The sequence below is a fragment of the Pseudomonas sp. PIC25 genome, assembly GCF_002286785.1.
Classification (GTDB): Bacteria; Pseudomonadota; Gammaproteobacteria; order Pseudomonadales; family Pseudomonadaceae; genus Pseudomonas_M.
On sequence record NZ_MUJY01000191.1, the window covers coordinates 130,537 to 144,687 of the forward strand.

At 64.7% G+C, this 14,151-nt stretch carries 15 protein-coding genes; 8 read left to right on the top strand and 7 right to left on the bottom strand.

From position 1 onward, the window contains the following. Positions 1-4: 4 nt before the first annotated feature. The 4 genes from speB to BZL41_RS27515 form a co-directional block, all read right to left on the bottom strand. A complete protein-coding gene (gene speB / locus BZL41_RS27500; RefSeq protein WP_095602207.1) occupies positions 5-964 on the bottom strand; it encodes an agmatinase in 960 nt (319 codons plus the stop codon). Positions 965-1,431: 467 nt separating this feature from the next. Next, on the bottom strand, positions 1,432-2,184 hold the full coding sequence (locus tag BZL41_RS27505) for a hypothetical protein (protein ID WP_095602208.1): 753 nt from the start codon (positions 2,182-2,184) through the stop codon (positions 1,432-1,434). 191 nt (positions 2,185-2,375) lie between these two features. Continuing rightward, complete coding sequence (locus BZL41_RS27510; RefSeq protein ID WP_095602209.1) at positions 2,376-2,828, bottom strand: MarR family winged helix-turn-helix transcriptional regulator; 453 nt, start codon at positions 2,826-2,828, stop codon at positions 2,376-2,378. Between the two features lie 76 nt (positions 2,829-2,904). Then, entirely contained in the window at positions 2,905-3,867 is a 963-nt protein-coding gene (locus tag BZL41_RS27515) for a LysR family transcriptional regulator (RefSeq protein ID WP_305884123.1), read from the bottom strand. A gap of 104 nt (positions 3,868-3,971) precedes the next feature. Between BZL41_RS27515 and BZL41_RS27520 the strand changes: the two genes are divergently transcribed. After that, positions 3,972-4,727, top strand: a complete 756-nt coding sequence (locus BZL41_RS27520; protein WP_095602211.1) for a sulfite exporter TauE/SafE family protein — start codon at positions 3,972-3,974, stop codon at positions 4,725-4,727. On the opposite strand, the gene BZL41_RS27525 is transcribed toward BZL41_RS27520, so the two are convergent. After that, positions 4,717-5,571, bottom strand: a complete 855-nt coding sequence (locus BZL41_RS27525; protein WP_095602212.1) for a LysR family transcriptional regulator — start codon at positions 5,569-5,571, stop codon at positions 4,717-4,719. The genes BZL41_RS27520 and BZL41_RS27525 overlap by 11 nt on opposite strands. Before the next feature lie 138 nt (positions 5,572-5,709). Here BZL41_RS27525 and BZL41_RS27530 point away from each other — a divergent pair, with 138 nt between their 5' ends. From BZL41_RS27530 to BZL41_RS27540, 3 genes are read left to right on the top strand one after another with little or no spacing between them, the layout of a single operon-like run. Further along, the gene (locus tag BZL41_RS27530; protein WP_095602213.1) at positions 5,710-5,943 is read left to right on the top strand and encodes a DUF1127 domain-containing protein; all 234 of its coding nucleotides are present in this window, start codon (positions 5,710-5,712) and stop codon (positions 5,941-5,943) included. 20 nt (positions 5,944-5,963) lie between these two features. Continuing rightward, a complete protein-coding gene (locus tag BZL41_RS27535) occupies positions 5,964-6,440 on the top strand; it encodes a DUF3291 domain-containing protein (RefSeq protein WP_095602214.1) in 477 nt (158 codons plus the stop codon). Positions 6,441-6,490: 50 nt separating this feature from the next. Then, complete coding sequence (locus tag BZL41_RS27540) at positions 6,491-7,708, top strand: winged helix-turn-helix domain-containing protein (protein ID WP_095602215.1); 1,218 nt, start codon at positions 6,491-6,493, stop codon at positions 7,706-7,708. Positions 7,709-7,882: 174 nt separating this feature from the next. Here BZL41_RS27540 and BZL41_RS27545 read toward each other — a convergent pair whose 3' ends face one another. Next, positions 7,883-9,229: a class II 3-deoxy-7-phosphoheptulonate synthase gene (locus BZL41_RS27545; protein WP_095602216.1), complete on the bottom strand. Its 1,347-nt coding sequence runs from the start codon at positions 9,227-9,229 to the stop codon at positions 7,883-7,885. A gap of 176 nt (positions 9,230-9,405) precedes the next feature. On the opposite strand from BZL41_RS27545, the gene BZL41_RS27550 reads away from it, so the two are divergent. The 3 genes from BZL41_RS27550 to BZL41_RS27560 all read left to right on the top strand — a co-directional run bounded on the left by BZL41_RS27550 (position 9,406) and on the right by BZL41_RS27560 (position 11,133). Next, a complete protein-coding gene (locus BZL41_RS27550) occupies positions 9,406-10,155 on the top strand; it encodes a spermidine synthase (RefSeq protein ID WP_095602217.1) in 750 nt (249 codons plus the stop codon). Positions 10,156-10,263: 108 nt separating this feature from the next. Further along, complete coding sequence (locus BZL41_RS27555) at positions 10,264-10,677, top strand: VOC family protein (protein WP_095602218.1); 414 nt, start codon at positions 10,264-10,266, stop codon at positions 10,675-10,677. Positions 10,678-10,710: 33 nt separating this feature from the next. After that, on the top strand, positions 10,711-11,133 hold the full coding sequence (locus BZL41_RS27560) for a YciI family protein (protein WP_095602219.1): 423 nt from the start codon (positions 10,711-10,713) through the stop codon (positions 11,131-11,133). Positions 11,134-11,181: 48 nt separating this feature from the next. Here the strand turns inward: BZL41_RS27560 and BZL41_RS27565 are convergent, their stop codons facing one another. After that, on the bottom strand, positions 11,182-11,973 hold the full coding sequence (locus BZL41_RS27565) for a crotonase/enoyl-CoA hydratase family protein (protein WP_095602220.1): 792 nt from the start codon (positions 11,971-11,973) through the stop codon (positions 11,182-11,184). 384 nt (positions 11,974-12,357) lie between these two features. Between BZL41_RS27565 and BZL41_RS27570 the strand changes: the two genes are divergently transcribed. Beyond that, positions 12,358-14,022, top strand: a complete 1,665-nt coding sequence (locus tag BZL41_RS27570) for a DEAD/DEAH box helicase (RefSeq protein ID WP_095602221.1) — start codon at positions 12,358-12,360, stop codon at positions 14,020-14,022. Positions 14,023-14,151 lie beyond the last annotated feature (129 nt).

Genomic DNA, 14,151 nt, shown 5'->3' on the forward strand with positions numbered 1-14,151 from the left:
CGCCTTAGCGGCGCTGCACTCCGGGTAGCACGCAGAGCATTTCGTACAGCAGGTTGGCCCCTAGCAACGAGGTATTGCCGGTGGTGTCATAGGGCGGAGAAACCTCCACCAGGTCGCAGCCGATCAGATCCAGGCCGTGGCAGCCACGGATGATCTCCATCGCCTGGATGGTGGTCAGGCCGCCGATTTCCGGGGTGCCGGTGCCGGGAGCCCAGGCCGGGTCGATGCCATCGATATCGAACGACAGGTACACCGGACCGCCGCCAACCTTCTCGCGCACCTCGGCCATCAGCGGTTCCAGCGACTTGTGCCAGCATTCCTCGGCCTGCACCACGCGGAAACCCTGCTTGCGGCTCCAGTTGAAGTCCTCGGCGGTGTAGCCTTGGGCGCGCAGGCCGATCTGAACCACGCGGTCGCAATCCAGCAGCCCTTCCTCGACGGCACGGCGGAAGGTGGTGCCATGGGCGATCTTCTCGCCGAACATCTCGTCGTTGACGTCGGCATGGGCATCTACGTGGACCAGCCCGACCTTGCCATGCTTCTTCTTGATCGCACGGAGGATCGGCAGGGTGATGGTGTGGTCGCCGCCCAGGGTCAGCGGCACGATGCCATGTTCGAGAATGTCGTCGTAGGCCGCCTCGATGATGCGGATCGCCTCGGCCATGTTGAAGGTGTTGATCGCCACGTCGCCGATGTCGGCCACATTGAGCGAGTCGAAGGGTGCGGCGCCGGTGGCCATGTTGTACGGACGGATCATTACCGACTGGGCGCGGATCTCGCGGGGGCCGAAGCGGGTGCCGGAGCGCAGCGAGGTGCCGATGTCCAGCGGCACGCCGACGAAGGCAGCATCCAGGGCGCGTTTCTCTTCGGAGGTCTGGATGTGCGGCAGGCGCATCATGGTGGCGATGCCGCCGAAGCGGGGCATTTCATTGCCGCCCAGGGGCTGGTGGAAGGTTTTCTCCACGGGGTGGCCTCACGGTTCTTGTGGTTGTAGGAATCGTTGGGCCGGATTCTTCGTCAGTCGGCGAAACGGAAAAATCGCTGGCGGCAAATACTTAGTTCAGGAATTTCTGAAGTAATGGTAGGGATCAGGGTGAGGGTGATCGGTCTTCGGTCACGTTGTTCAACTGGGCAAGTGCCGACGTTCGTCATTTGCGGATGAAACCACACCTATAGTCGTTCGTAGCCTGGATAAGCCACGACGCAATCCGGGAACACGTCCACGGATTGCGTTGGTATTTATCCGGACACGGAACGCCACGTATAGAGGCGAATTCGGGCTTCGCTCTTGTAGGAGCGAGCTCTGCTCGCGAAGGGGACAGCGCAAAGGCTTCGCCAGCAGAGCTGGCTCATACGAAAGCGGGTTCTGTGGAGGGCTCATCCGCAAACGGCTCTCGCCCAATCGCGGATGAGTTCGCCACGGGAACTCACTCAGACATACGACAGATAATCCGTAACTGGCAGGCCATGGGCCGCGCAGGAAGCGGCTACCGAGCCGGAGATCGATTGCCACATCTCGCTCTGTGCCGCCGCGTAGAAATCGGCGTAACGCTGGGCGCAGGCGACGATCCCGGCGCCTCGGGTGGCCTGGTACCGAGCGATGCTCTTGATACCTTCCTGGCAGTAGGTCGTAACGTTCTGTCGAGTGATCGGCGGACCGCCGGCGCGCAGGAAGCGCACGGCCAGTTCGGCGTGGAGCTGGTCGATCACGCGGTCCGGGCCGATGTTGATGCGTTGCGGCAGCATGCGGGTGTCGCCGCAGATTTTCTTCAGGTTCTCGTAGTAATCGTTCAGCGCCGCGTCGTTCCGCCCCAGTTGCGCGAAGGCGTTCTGGTAGCGGCTGTCGATACCCAGGTTGCAGAAATGCGCGGCGTCCATCTTGCCGCAGGCGGTGGCGGACTTGTTGACGATATTGGGATCGTTGTCGTCGAAACCGTAGTAGTGCGGCTGGTTCGGCTGACGGAAGCCGCTGTCGATCTGGTGGGTGGCCTTGTGCTCGATGGCATCGTGGGCCTGGAGGTTGGCATTGTGCAGATTATTCGCGCGCTCCGTCAGGATCTTCACGTAGAACAGATAGATGAAGAAGGCGAAGCAGCGTTGCTCGGCATGGCGGTAGAGCGCATTACTCAGTGAGCCGCTGAGGACCGGCGCATTCGGATTGCCGGCCGACATTTCCCGTGGCATCGGTTGTGTTCCTTATCGCTGGGGACCGATATCGGTCCGTCCCTGGCCGCCCCGACCGCATTGTTTTCTGAAGCGGTGTGATCGCGCACTGGCCCAGGACCGGCGCGTGGAGTCGAAGTGTAGGAGCCCCAACGCGAACAAGCGAAGCGGCAACGCGACGGAATCGATGACGTGGTTCGCGATTCGCGAAGTCAGGCGGGCAGCGCCTGTTGCAACTGGCTGCGTAGTTTCACCAGTTCGTCCTTAAGCGCCATTAGTTGCTCCGCCGACTGCCCGCTGGCTTCGACGATGCAGGCGGGGAAGGCTTGTGCCTGCCGTTGCAGTTCGCGGCCTTTGTCGGTCAGGCGCAGCTCCACGACGCGCTCGTCGGCGCTGCTGCGGGTGCGGGTGATCAGCCCTTCGCCTTCCAGTCGCTTGAGCAGGGGGGTGACCGAGCCGGGGTCGGTGAGCAGGCGGGCGCTGAGTTCGCCCACGGTGATGCCGTCGCGCTCCCAGAGCACCAGCATGGCCAGGTACTGCGGGTAGGTGAGGCCGACGGCCTGCAGGATCGGTTTGTAGACCTTGGTCAGCATCAGCGACGTGGAATACAGGGCGAAACAGACTTGGTTGTCGAGCAGCAGGTCGTCGCAACGGGGGGTATTCATGACGATACCTCTAAATAACGATGTGCTTGAATTTAGCGCGCTGACTATTTTTTGGCCAGCCCGCTGATCGCACTGCCTAGCTGGAGGGCACCAGGCGACTCTGCAGCGCCTGATCCCACGGCGGCGGATGGCCAAAGCGCTCCTGCAGGAAGGCCAGCAACAGGCGGGTGCGCGGACTGGCTTCACGCTCCAGGCGCAGGGCGTAGATGCTGCTCGGCTCAGGCGCAGGCAGGCCCTCCTCGCAAAACAGCGGAACCAGTTCGCCACGCAGCAGATACTCACTGCTCAGCCAGGTCGGCAGGTGGGTGATGCCGAGCCCGCTGAGCGCGCCGAACAGCAGGGCCTCGGCGTTGTTGGCGGTCATTCGCTGGCGTTGCGGCTTGTAATGCTGGAGCCGGCCAGCGCGCTGGAAGCGCCAGGCATAGGGTGGGGCGAGACTGTCCCAGTCGAGGCCGTCGTGGTCGATCAGTTCGCTCGGTTCGCGTGGAGTACCGCGGCGCTTGAGGTAGTCCGGGCTGGCACAGGCGATGCGTACCAGAGGCGCCAGCGGAGTAGCGACCAGCCGGGTGTCGGCCAGCGGGCCGATGCGCAGCACCAGGTCCACTTCGCCAAGGTGTTCGCCATGCAGGTCGATAAAGCTGTCGATCAGCCGCAACTGCACGTCCAACCCCGGATTGGCGGCGAGGAACTCAGCGATGGCCGGAGCCAGCCGGCGACGGCCGAAAGGCGCTGGTGCGTCGATGCGGATCAGGCCCTCCGGCGCGCTGCTCAGCGAGGCGGCTTCGGCGCGGGCCAGGCGCAGCTCGGCGAGTATCCGGCGAGCCCGCTCGGCGAACGCCAACCCGGCCGGTGTGGCGCGCACGGCATGGGTGCTGCGGATAAACAGGGTACTGCCGAGGGCGCGCTCCAGGGCGTCGATGCGTCGGGCCACGGCGGAAGGGGTCAGCGGATGGCGGCGGGCCGCGGCGGAAAAGCTGCCGGAGTCCAGCACGTCAAGGAACAGGCTGAACTGGTCAGTGAGGGTATCGGGATTATTCATAGGCTCGCTCTTGCGTAAAGCGCATAGCCATTGTGCGTGGTTGTGCGTTTCCGTGCCAGCCACGGCTGCGTAGCATGCTCGTCGTGTTGGCTTGGAGTGAAGCGATGAACCCTCTGGATATGCTGCTGAACCTGGTATTGGGCCTGGGCCTGGGAACGCTGGGCGGTCTGTTCGGCATTGGTGGCGGCTTGATCGCGATTCCAACCCTGGGCGTGCTGTTCAGCCTGGACCAGCAACTGGCCCAGGGGACGGCGCTGGTGATGGTGGTACCCAACGTGTTGCTGGCGCTGTGGCGTTATCACCAGCGCAATCGCATCGACCCGCGCCATGCCCTGGCGCTGGCTGCCTCGGGGTTCTGCTTCGCCCTGCTCGGGGCACGCTGGGCCGTGTCGCTGGATGCCGAGCGGATGCGCATGGCCTTCGTCGGTTTCCTCGTGGCGCTGGCGTTCTACAACTTCGCCAAGGTGTTCCTGCGTCACGGCGGGGGCGGCACCGAGCTGCGGCACCCCTGGCCATGGCTGGGGGCACTGGGCAGCGGTGCGGGGCTGCTCGGGGGGCTGTTCGGGGTGGGTGGCGCGGTACTGGCGACGCCGGTACTGACCAGCGTATTCGGGACGACCCAGGTGATCGCCCAGGGCCTGTCGCTGGCGTTGGCGGCACCGAGCACCGGCGTCACGCTGGCGACCTACGCACTCCACGATCATGTCGATTGGCTGCTGGGCATTCCCCTGGCGATAGGCGGCCTGCTCAGCATCAGTTGGGGCGTGCGGCTCGCCCATTCCTTGCCGGAGCGCGTGTTGCGGGCAATGTTCTGCGGTTTCCTGCTGCTCTGTGCGGTGTCGCTGGCCCTTAAAGTTTGAAGCCTTCGGCGATGTGCTCGGCCAGGCACTCGGTAACCGGGTTCTGGCTGTGCGGGTTGCGCAGCAGCACGATGCTCGCCATCGGCATGCCTGGCAGTCCCTCCGCTTCGCCGAGGATGCGCATGTCCGGTGGAATCAGGCTCTGCAACTGGGCGGTGATGGCCAGGCCGGCGCTGACCACCGCCATGATCGCCGAGAGGCTGGGGCTGGTGTAGGCCATGCGATAAGGGCGCTCCATGCTGTCCAGGGCATTGCAGGCCCAGGAGCGGCAGAAGCAGTCCGAGTTGAACATCGCCAGCGGCAGCGGATTTTGCTCGTGTGGGGCAAAGCCAACCGCCTCGGCCCAGACAACGTGTTCCTGGCGCAGTAGCTGGCCGATTTCCTTGCCCGGCTCGCGGGTGACGATGGTCAGGTCGAGATCACTGCGTTGCAGCAGTTGGAACGACGGCTCGCAATGTACCTCCACTTGGACTAGCGGGTAGGCCTGGGCGAAGCGCGACAGGATGCCGGGCAGGAAGCGCATGACGTAGTCGTCGGGCGTACCGATGCGCACCGAGCCGACCATGTGCGGTTCGCGCAAGGTGGTCAGCACTTCGCCGTGCAGTTTGAGGATGCGCCGTGCGTAGCCGAGCAGCACCTGGCCTTCTGGCGTGAGCCGAACCTGCCGGCCATCGCGCTCGAACAGCGCCCGTTCCAGCACTTCTTCTTCCAGCCGCTTCATCTGCATGCTGACTGCCGACTGGGTACGGTTGACGGCTTCGGCCGCACGGGTGAAACCGCCCGTGTCGGCAATCGCAACGAAGGTGCGCAGAAGTTCCGTGTCGATACCGACGTAGCTGCTCATCCATCAATCTCCGAGATGAGTGACATAAAAAACATTCGTTGGATTGATCTTAAGCCCGGCGAGACACTGTCGCCAATCCTGAAGCGCTGAGTGGCAGTGCTCGGATACCCAGGATGGTTCAGATCGGAGGGCTTCGCTATGAAATTCCAACGCGGTTACGCCATTGCTTCTACATTTCCTCAGGCCCGCCATGGCTTCGGCCTCCTGCTGGCGAGTGCCTGGAACCGGCTGCAACGCTGGCGGGTACTGGCCAGGCAGCGCCGGCAACTGGCTGCGTTGAGCGATGACGCGCTCAAGGATATCGGGCTGACACGGGCTGACGTCTACCAGGAAAGCGAGCGGCCGTTCTGGAGCGATCCGCTCAAGCGCTGAGTCTCAAAAAGGAGTTATGAATGACGCAGCACTATCATCTGGCCCAGGTAAACGTAGCCAAGGCCAGGGCACCCCTGGATGACCCGCTCATGCAGGGGTTCGTCGAACAGTTGGATCACATCAATGCTCTCGCGGAGCGCAGCCCGGGTTTCGTCTGGCGGCTCAAGGACGAGGCTGGCGATGCCACGGCAATCCGGTTGTTCGGCGATCCTTCGATCATCGTGAACCTGTCGGTGTGGCAATCGCTGGAGGCGCTCAAGACATATGTCTACCAAGGCGACCACCTGAAGGTTCTGCGCGATCGCAAGCAGTGGTTCGAGAAACTGGCGATCCCGCATCTGGCGCTCTGGTGGATTCCGGCCGGGCAGGTGCCGACCCTGGAGGAGGCGCGGCGGGCGCTGCTCTGTATGGATGCGCATGGCTCGAGCGAGCGGGCGTTCACCTTTGCGCGGCCGTTTCCAATGCCGGATGAGAACGTGGCGGTGTGTGCGGTCTGAGCTAAGATCGCCGAGGGTTACCGCCGCTCCGGTGCGGCTTTGGAGAATGGATGTCCGTTGCGTTGTCGTTGTCGCTCAAGGAAGCCCGCCGTCTCGCGCTGGCGGCCCAGGGCTTTACCAGTCGCCGGCCGACCGCCGCGATCCGTGCGGCACACCTGCTCAAGGTGATTGAGCGCCTTGGCGTCGTACAGATCGATTCGGTAAACGCCCTGGTGCGTTCTCATTACCTGCCGCTGTTTTCCCGCCTTGGCATCTACCCCCGCAAACTGCTCGACCAAGCTGCCTGGAGCACCGGGCGGCAGCGGGCGTTGTTCGAATACTGGGGGCACGAGGCTTCGCTGCTGCCACTGGAGCTGTATCCCGCGATGCGCTGGCGGATGCGCCGTGCGGCGCGTGGGGAAGGCATCTACCGGCAACTGGCGCGCTTTGGCGTGGAGCAGCAGCCGCTGATCCAGCGTGTGCTGCAAACGGTGCGGGAGCAGGGGGCGCTGGGGGCGGGTAGCCTGTCCACGCGGCAAGAGCGGGCCGGACCCTGGTGGGACTGGAGTGCGGAGAAGCACGCGTTGGAATGGCTGTTCGCCGCCGGCGAGGTGACGGTCGCCGGCCGACGGGGATTCGAGCGGCTGTACGATCTGCCGGAGCGGGTCATCCCATCCGTCATCCTGGCGCAGCCCGAGCCGGACGAGGCGGAGGCGCAGCGCCGGCTATTGCTGCGTTCGGCGGCGGCATTGGGCGTGGCGACGGAAAAGGACCTGCGCGACTACTATCGGCTCGAGCCGGCCGACACCCGCGTGCGACTGGCTGAGTTGGTGGAGAGCGGCGATCTGTCGCTTGTCCGGGTACAGGGTTGGGATAAGCCGGCCTACTGCCTGGGCGAGCCCAGGGTGCCGCGCAAGGTGACGGCCAGTGCCTTGCTATCGCCGTTCGATTCGCTGATCTGGGAGCGGGCACGGACCGAGCGCCTGTTCGATTTCCATTACCGCCTGGAAATCTATACCCCGCCGCACAAGCGGGTGTATGGCTACTACGTGCTGCCGTTCCTCCATCACGAGCGCCTTGTCGCGCGGGTCGATTTGCGCAGTGAGCGGGCCCATGGGCGCCTGGCGGTGCATGCCGTACATGGGGAGGAGGCGGGGTTGCACGAGGAAGCGCTCGTCGCCCTGGCGGGCGAGTTGCGGGCTCTGGCCGATTGGCTCGAACTGCCGGACGTGGCGTTGAATTGCCGGTCCGCGCTGGCGGCCCGGCTACAGCTGTTGTTGTACGGTTGAAGTCGGATCGGCGGGGCTGCTCTTGTAGGAGCCAGCTCTGCTGGCGAAGCTTCTGCGCGGTCCCATTCGCGAGCAGAGCTCGCTCCTACAAAGGTATGTGCGGGGCGCGAATCCATTCGCGCATGACTGCTGTTCCTTCGCGGATGAATCTGCTCCTGCGAGTAAGTGTGGTGCCTATCGACGAACCTGCTTCAGCGTCTCGGCGATGAGGAAGGCCATTTCCAGCGACTGGTCGGCGTTGAGGCGCGGGTCGCAATGGGTGTGGTAGCGGTCCGACAGACCGTCCTCGGTGATCGGGCGGGCGCCGCCGATGCATTCGGTGACGTTCTGTCCGGTCATTTCGATGTGAATGCCGCCGGCATAGGTGCCTTCGGCTTGGTGCACGTCGAAGAACTGCTTCACCTCGGCGAGGACGCGCTCGAAATCGCGGGTCTTGTAGCCGCTGGAGGCCTTGATGGTATTGCCGTGCATCGGGTCGGAACTCCACAACACCTGGCGGCCTTCGCGCTGCACGGTGCGGATCAGCCGCGGCAGGCCGGCTTCCACGTTGTCGGCGCCCATGCGCACGATCAGGTTGAGGCGGCCGGGGTCGTTATCCGGGTTGAGGATGTCGATCAGGCGGATCAGGTCCTCGTCGGTCATGCTCGGGCCGACCTTGACCCCGATGGGGTTGCCCACGCCGCGCAGGAATTCCACATGGGCGCCGTCCGGCTGGCGGGTGCGGTCGCCAATCCAGAGCATGTGCGCGGAGCAGTCGTACCAGCCGCCGGTGAGGCTGTCGCGACGGACGAAGGCCTGTTCGTAGTTCAACAACAGCGCCTCGTGAGCGGTGAAGAAGCTGGTTTCGCGCAGTTGCGGTGCGGTATCCAATCCGCAGGCGCGCATGAAGGCGAGGGTTTCGTCGATGCGGTTGGCCAGGGCGCTGTATTTCTCCGCCAGGGCGGAGTTGGCGATGAAGTCCAGGTTCCACTGGTGCACCTGATGCAGGTCGGCGAAGCCGCCCTGGGCGAAGGCGCGCAGCAGGTTGAGGCTGGCGGTGGACTGATGGTAGGCCTGGAGCAGGCGCTCGGGGTCGGGGATGCGGCTCTTCGCGTCGAAGCTGATGCCGTTGACGATGTCGCCCCGGTAGGCGGGCAGGGTGACGTCGCCCTGGGTTTCCTCGCCGGACGAGCGTGGCTTGGCGAACTGGCCGGCCATGCGGCCGACCTTCACCACCGGGCAGCCGGCGGCGAAGGTCATGACGATCGCCATCTGCAGCAGCACCTTGAAGGTGTCGCGGATCTTCGCCGCGGAGAACTCGGCGAAGCTTTCGGCGCAGTCGCCGCCCTGGAGCAGGAAGGCGCGGCCCTGGGTCACCTCGGCGAACTGCCGGCGCAGCTCACGGGCTTCGCCGGCGAACACCAGCGGCGGGAAGCCGGCCAGGGTCTGCTCGACCTGGGCCAGGTGCGCGGCGTCGGGGTATTCGGGTTGTTGCTGGATCGGCTTGGCTCTCCAGCTGTCGGGGCTCCAGGTGTCGGTCATCGTGTGCTCGTTTTCGCATGTCGCAGGTGGAACGCATGGTAACCGATCGACCAGCGGGGCGGTGATAGAGGCTATATATGGAGAGTGTGCGATTGGCATTACCGACTATTGGCCGAGCCCGCTAAGATGCGCCTCCCTTTTCGCGGGCCTCTTGCCCGCCGCGAGACGAGACACCCATGGAAAAAGAGGAACGCCTGCTTGCCGAGGTTCGCGACGAGTTTGGCCTGATCCGCGTACTGGAGGTGGGCGACTACCGGTTCCTCGAGTTCGGCGAATCGGTGGAGCAGAGCTGCGTATTCACCCGCGATCCGAGCTGGCTGGAGTACGACTACACCCGCGCCATGCTGCTCGGTGCGCTCTGCCACGAGGCGCCGGAGAGTGCGCTGTTCCTCGGCCTGGGGGCCGGCAGTCTGACCCAGGCGTGCCTGAAGTTCCTGCCGCTGGAGGATGTCGAGGCCATCGAGCTGCGCCCCGATGTGCCGCGCCTGGCCCAGGAGTTTCTCGGCCTGGGCGACGATCCGCGGCTGTATATCCGTGTCGGCGATGCGCTGGACCTGTTGGAAAGCGCCGAGCAGGCCGACCTGATCTTCGTCGATCTCTATACCGATACCGGCCCGGCTCCGGGGCACCTGGCCTGGCGCTTTCTCGAACGTTGCCAGCAGCAGCTCAATCCGGGCGGCTGGCTGGTGATCAACCAGTGGACCAACGACGAAGGCAAGCCGCTTGGCGCGGCGCTGCTGCGCGGGCTCTATCACCGGCATTACTGGGAGTGCCCGGTGAAAGAGGGCAACGTGATCCTGCTGGTGCCGGCCGATCTCGAACAACAGCTCGATCTGGACGGCCTGGTCGCCAGGGCCGATGCGCTGGCACCCAGGCTCGGCTATTCCCTGCGGCCGTTGATCGAGGTGCTGCGCCCGGCGACCTGACGAAAATTTTTCTCTCCGGCTGTCGATCCGTCGTCATGCCGCTCGACTATGGGTTAGAGCGACCTCATGACGAGGCTCGCGACATCCCATTCGGGAAGGAGAGCAATCATGCTGGTTCAAGCCTATCTATTCTTCCATGGCCGTTGCGAAGAGGCCCTGACCTTCTACCGGCAGGCGCTGGGCGCGGAGGTGTCGGAGCTGCTGCGTTTCAGCGATAGCCCCGATCCGCTGCCGGAAGGCATGCTGCCGCCCGGCTACGAAAGCAAGGTGATGCATTGCTGCTTCCGCATCGGCGAGACGCAGGTGATGGCGTCCGACGGTTGCAGCGCGGAGCAGCCCGGCTTCAAGGGCTTCTCCCTGTCGATCACGCTGCAGAGTGCAGCCGAGGCCGACCGGATTTTCACGGCGCTGGGCGAGGGCGGCCAAGTGCAGATGCCGCTCGGCAAGACCTTCTGGTCGCCATGCTTCGGCATCGTGACGGACCGTTTCGGCGTGTCTTGGATGCTCAATGTGATCGAGTGATTTCCCACAACGATTGATGACAGGAGTCTTGCGATGCGTTTCATGATGCTGATGATCCCCAAGGGCTACGAGAAAGCGGCACCGGGCACCACGCCGGACCCGGACGCTGTGGCGGCGATGATGAAGTACAACGAATCCCTGCAGGAGGCCGGTGTGCTGCTCGCGCTGGATGGGCTGCATCCGCTGGCCACCGGTGCGCGGGTGTCGTTTGCCGGGGGCAAGCCGACCGTGACCGATGGTCCCTACGTGGAAACCAACGAGGTGCTGGGCGGCTACTGGATGATCCGGGTGAATTCGAAGGAAGAGGCCATCGAATGGGCGAAGCGCTGCCCGGCGGGCGACAACGAAGTGATCGAGTTGCGCCAGGTGTTCGAGATGGAAGACTTTCCCGCCGATGTGCAGGAAGCGGCGTCCGGTTTCACCGAGATGCAGGCATCGGCACAGGGCTCGCGCTAGCGGCGCCCCGCAGGGGGCCGAGCGGCGGGTGCCGCCCGGGTGCCGGGATCAATGTCCCTGAAAGTTGCCGGGGCGGCGTTCGAGCATGGCGCGAACGCCTTCCTGCGCATCTTCCGTGGCCATGAGCGTGCGCACGATGGGCGCCAGGCTGCGGATTGCCGCCTGTTCGCCTTCGCGTACCGCCTGGCGCGCCGAGGCGAGGGTGGCCTGTACGCCGAGGGGCGCCTGCGCCGCGATCCGTTCGGCCAGCCAGAGTGCGCGTGGCAGTAGGTCTTCGCTGGCCACCACTTCCTGCACCAGACCGAGCCGGTAGGCTTCATGGGCATCGAATTCATCACCGGTGAGCAGCCAGCGCATGGCGTTGCCCCAGCCGGCGTGCTGGTGCAGGCGCAGGGTGGCACCGCCGAAGGGGAAGATGCCGCGCTGCACTTCCATCTGGGCGAAGCGGGTATTGCTGGCGCAGAGGCAGATATCCGAGGCGAGCATCAGTTCGATACCAATCGTGAAGCAGTACCCCTGGGCGGCGACGATCACCGGTTTGCTGACCCGGGGGCCATTGAACACACCCCAGGGGTCGCAGCCGCCCTCGGGAACCCCCCAGCCTTCGGCGAACACCGGTGCGACATTGGCGAGGTCCAGGCCGGCGGTGAAGTGTTCTCCATGAGCGAAGACCAGGGCGACCCGGGCCTCGTTGTCATTCTCGAACTCGCCATAGGCGAGCGCCAGGTCGTTCAGCAGCTCGATATCGAAGGCATTGCGCTTGGCCACGCGATCCAGGCCGAGCAACAGGACATGGCCGCGCTTCTCGCGGCTGACGCGGCCGTTGGGGCTTTCTGCCATGACGGAAATCCTTGTGCGGGGAACGGAAAGACCCGAGGGGTATAGCTGCCGGTTCGCACCTTGTCCAAGGTGGCCGGGCGCCATTGCCTTTGGTTGCGGAAGGGTTGACCGTCCGGCGGTGCGCCGGGAAAAATCCACGCACCTGCAGCTTTTTTCCGGTATAGTGCGCGCCGGCCTGAAATCAGGCTTCGTTACAGGTAGTGCAATTTCTCCGAAACCTCGCTTTCGGCTGCGTGTCCGCCCCGCGGACTATCCTTGACGTTTCATCCATTCACGCGTTCTCGCAAATTCTCGTCAGCCAGGCTGCCAGGGCGACCCCAGGGTCTTTCATGGCATGTGCAGCCTCGGACATGGGGTCTTTGCGGATGCACACGAGGCAGACCCATGACCCAGGAAACCGGCGGCTTCGCCGCGCTCGGCCTTCATCCCGCTGTACTCTCCGCGATCACCGCGGTGGGTTACGAAGAGCCTTCCCCCATTCAGTCCCAGTCGATCCCGGTGATCCTCGGCGGCCACGACATGATCGGCCAGGCCCAGACCGGCACCGGCAAGACCGCGGCTTTCGCGTTGCCGCTGCTGAGCCGTCTCGATCCGTCCCGTCGTGAGCCCCAGATACTGATCCTCGCGCCGACCCGCGAGCTGGCCCTGCAAGTGGCCACCGCGTTCGAAACCTATTCCAAGCAGATGCCCGGCGTTGGTGTCGTCGCCGTCTACGGTGGCGCGCCCATGGGGCCGCAACTCAAGGCGCTGCGCCAGGGCGCGCAGATTCTGGTCGCCACGCCCGGCCGTCTGTGCGATCACCTGCGCCGCGACGAGAAGATGCTCTCGACCGTGCAGCACCTGGTGCTCGACGAGGCCGACGAGATGCTCAAGCTCGGCTTCATGGACGATCTGGAAGTAATCTTCCAGGCGCTGCCGGAAGAGCGTCAGACCGTGCTGTTCTCCGCGACCCTGCCGCATTCGATCCGTGCCATCGCCGAAAAGCACCTGCGTAACCCGCAGCACATCAAGATCGCCGCCAAGACCCAGACCGTGGCGCGCATCGAGCAGGCCCACCTGATGGTGCATGCCGACCAAAAGACCGCAGCGGTGCTGCGTCTGCTGGAGGTGGAGGAGTTCGACGCGCTGATCGCCTTCGTGCGCACCAAGCAGGCCACCCTTGACCTGGCCAGTGCGCTGGAAGCCAAGGGTTACAAGGCGGCCGCGCTGAACGGCGATATCGCGCAGAACCAGCGCGAGCGGGTCATCGACTCGCTGAAGGACGGTCGCCTGGACATCGTGGTCGCCACCGACGTGGCGGCGCGCGGTATCGACGTACCGCGCATCACCCACGTATTCAACGTCGACATGCCGTACGACCCGGAATCCTACGTGCACCGCATCGGCCGTACCGGGCGTGCCGGCCGTGATGGCCGTGCGCTGCTGCTGGTGACCCCGCGCGAGCGCCGTATGCTGCAGGTGATCGAGCGCGTCACCGGGCAGAAGGTCGCCGAGGTACGCCTGCCGAATGCCCAGCAGGTACTGGATGCCCGCATCAAGAAGCTGACCGCCAGCCTGGTGCCGCTGGTGGCCGACGCCGAGGAAACCCACGGCGAGCTGCTCGACCGCCTGATCGCCGATATCGGTTGCAGCCCGCGTGCCCTGGCGGCGGCGTTGTTGCGCAAGGCCACTCACGGCCAGGCGCTCAACCTCGCCGAAGTCGAGCGCGAGCAGCCTCTGGTGCCGAGTGCGGCTCCGCGCGAGCGCAGCGAGCGTTCCAGTGAGCGTGGCGAATACCGCGAACGTCGTGCGCCCATGCCGCTGGCCGAAGGCCGGGCGCGCTGTCGCACCTCGCTGGGGGCGCGTGACGGCATCGCGGCGAAGAACCTGCTCGGCGCCATCCTCAACGAGGGCGGCCTGGCTCGCGAGGCCATCGGGCGTATCCAGATCCGCGAGACGTTCAGCCTGATCGAGCTGCCGGAAGAGGGGCTGGATCGCCTGCTCGGCAAGCTCAAGGACACCCGTGTGGCCGGCAAGCAGTTGAAGCTGCGTCGGTATCGCGAGGACTGAGTCCTGATGTAAACGACAAGCCCCGCTCATGCGGTAATGCTGTTCACTTAAGCATTTGAGCCCCGGCGGGGCTTCCCCGAAAATCCGATGCCAGGTCTCTGGCATCGGATTTTTTATGTCTCTCCAACA

Excerpts from the sequence above, each read along its gene's own strand:
- BZL41_RS27505 (WP_095602208.1), bottom strand. The coding sequence starts at position 2,184 with ATGCCACGGGAAATGTCGGCCGGCAATCCGAATGCGCCGGTCCTCAGC.
- BZL41_RS27510 (WP_095602209.1), bottom strand. The coding sequence starts at position 2,828 with ATGAATACCCCCCGTTGCGACGACCTGCTGCTCGACAACCAAGTCTGT.
- BZL41_RS27515 (WP_305884123.1), bottom strand. The coding sequence starts at position 3,867 with ATGAATAATCCCGATACCCTCACTGACCAGTTCAGCCTGTTCCTTGAC.
- BZL41_RS27520 (WP_095602211.1), top strand. The coding sequence starts at position 3,972 with ATGAACCCTCTGGATATGCTGCTGAACCTGGTATTGGGCCTGGGCCTG.
- BZL41_RS27525 (WP_095602212.1), bottom strand. The coding sequence starts at position 5,571 with ATGAGCAGCTACGTCGGTATCGACACGGAACTTCTGCGCACCTTCGTT.
- BZL41_RS27530 (WP_095602213.1), top strand. The coding sequence starts at position 5,710 with ATGAAATTCCAACGCGGTTACGCCATTGCTTCTACATTTCCTCAGGCC.
- BZL41_RS27535 (WP_095602214.1), top strand. The coding sequence starts at position 5,964 with ATGACGCAGCACTATCATCTGGCCCAGGTAAACGTAGCCAAGGCCAGG.
- BZL41_RS27540 (WP_095602215.1), top strand. The coding sequence starts at position 6,491 with ATGTCCGTTGCGTTGTCGTTGTCGCTCAAGGAAGCCCGCCGTCTCGCG.
- BZL41_RS27545 (WP_095602216.1), bottom strand. The coding sequence starts at position 9,229 with ATGACCGACACCTGGAGCCCCGACAGCTGGAGAGCCAAGCCGATCCAG.
- BZL41_RS27550 (WP_095602217.1), top strand. The coding sequence starts at position 9,406 with ATGGAAAAAGAGGAACGCCTGCTTGCCGAGGTTCGCGACGAGTTTGGC.
- BZL41_RS27555 (WP_095602218.1), top strand. The coding sequence starts at position 10,264 with ATGCTGGTTCAAGCCTATCTATTCTTCCATGGCCGTTGCGAAGAGGCC.
- BZL41_RS27560 (WP_095602219.1), top strand. The coding sequence starts at position 10,711 with ATGCGTTTCATGATGCTGATGATCCCCAAGGGCTACGAGAAAGCGGCA.
- BZL41_RS27565 (WP_095602220.1), bottom strand. The coding sequence starts at position 11,973 with ATGGCAGAAAGCCCCAACGGCCGCGTCAGCCGCGAGAAGCGCGGCCAT.
- BZL41_RS27570 (WP_095602221.1), top strand. The coding sequence starts at position 12,358 with ATGACCCAGGAAACCGGCGGCTTCGCCGCGCTCGGCCTTCATCCCGCT.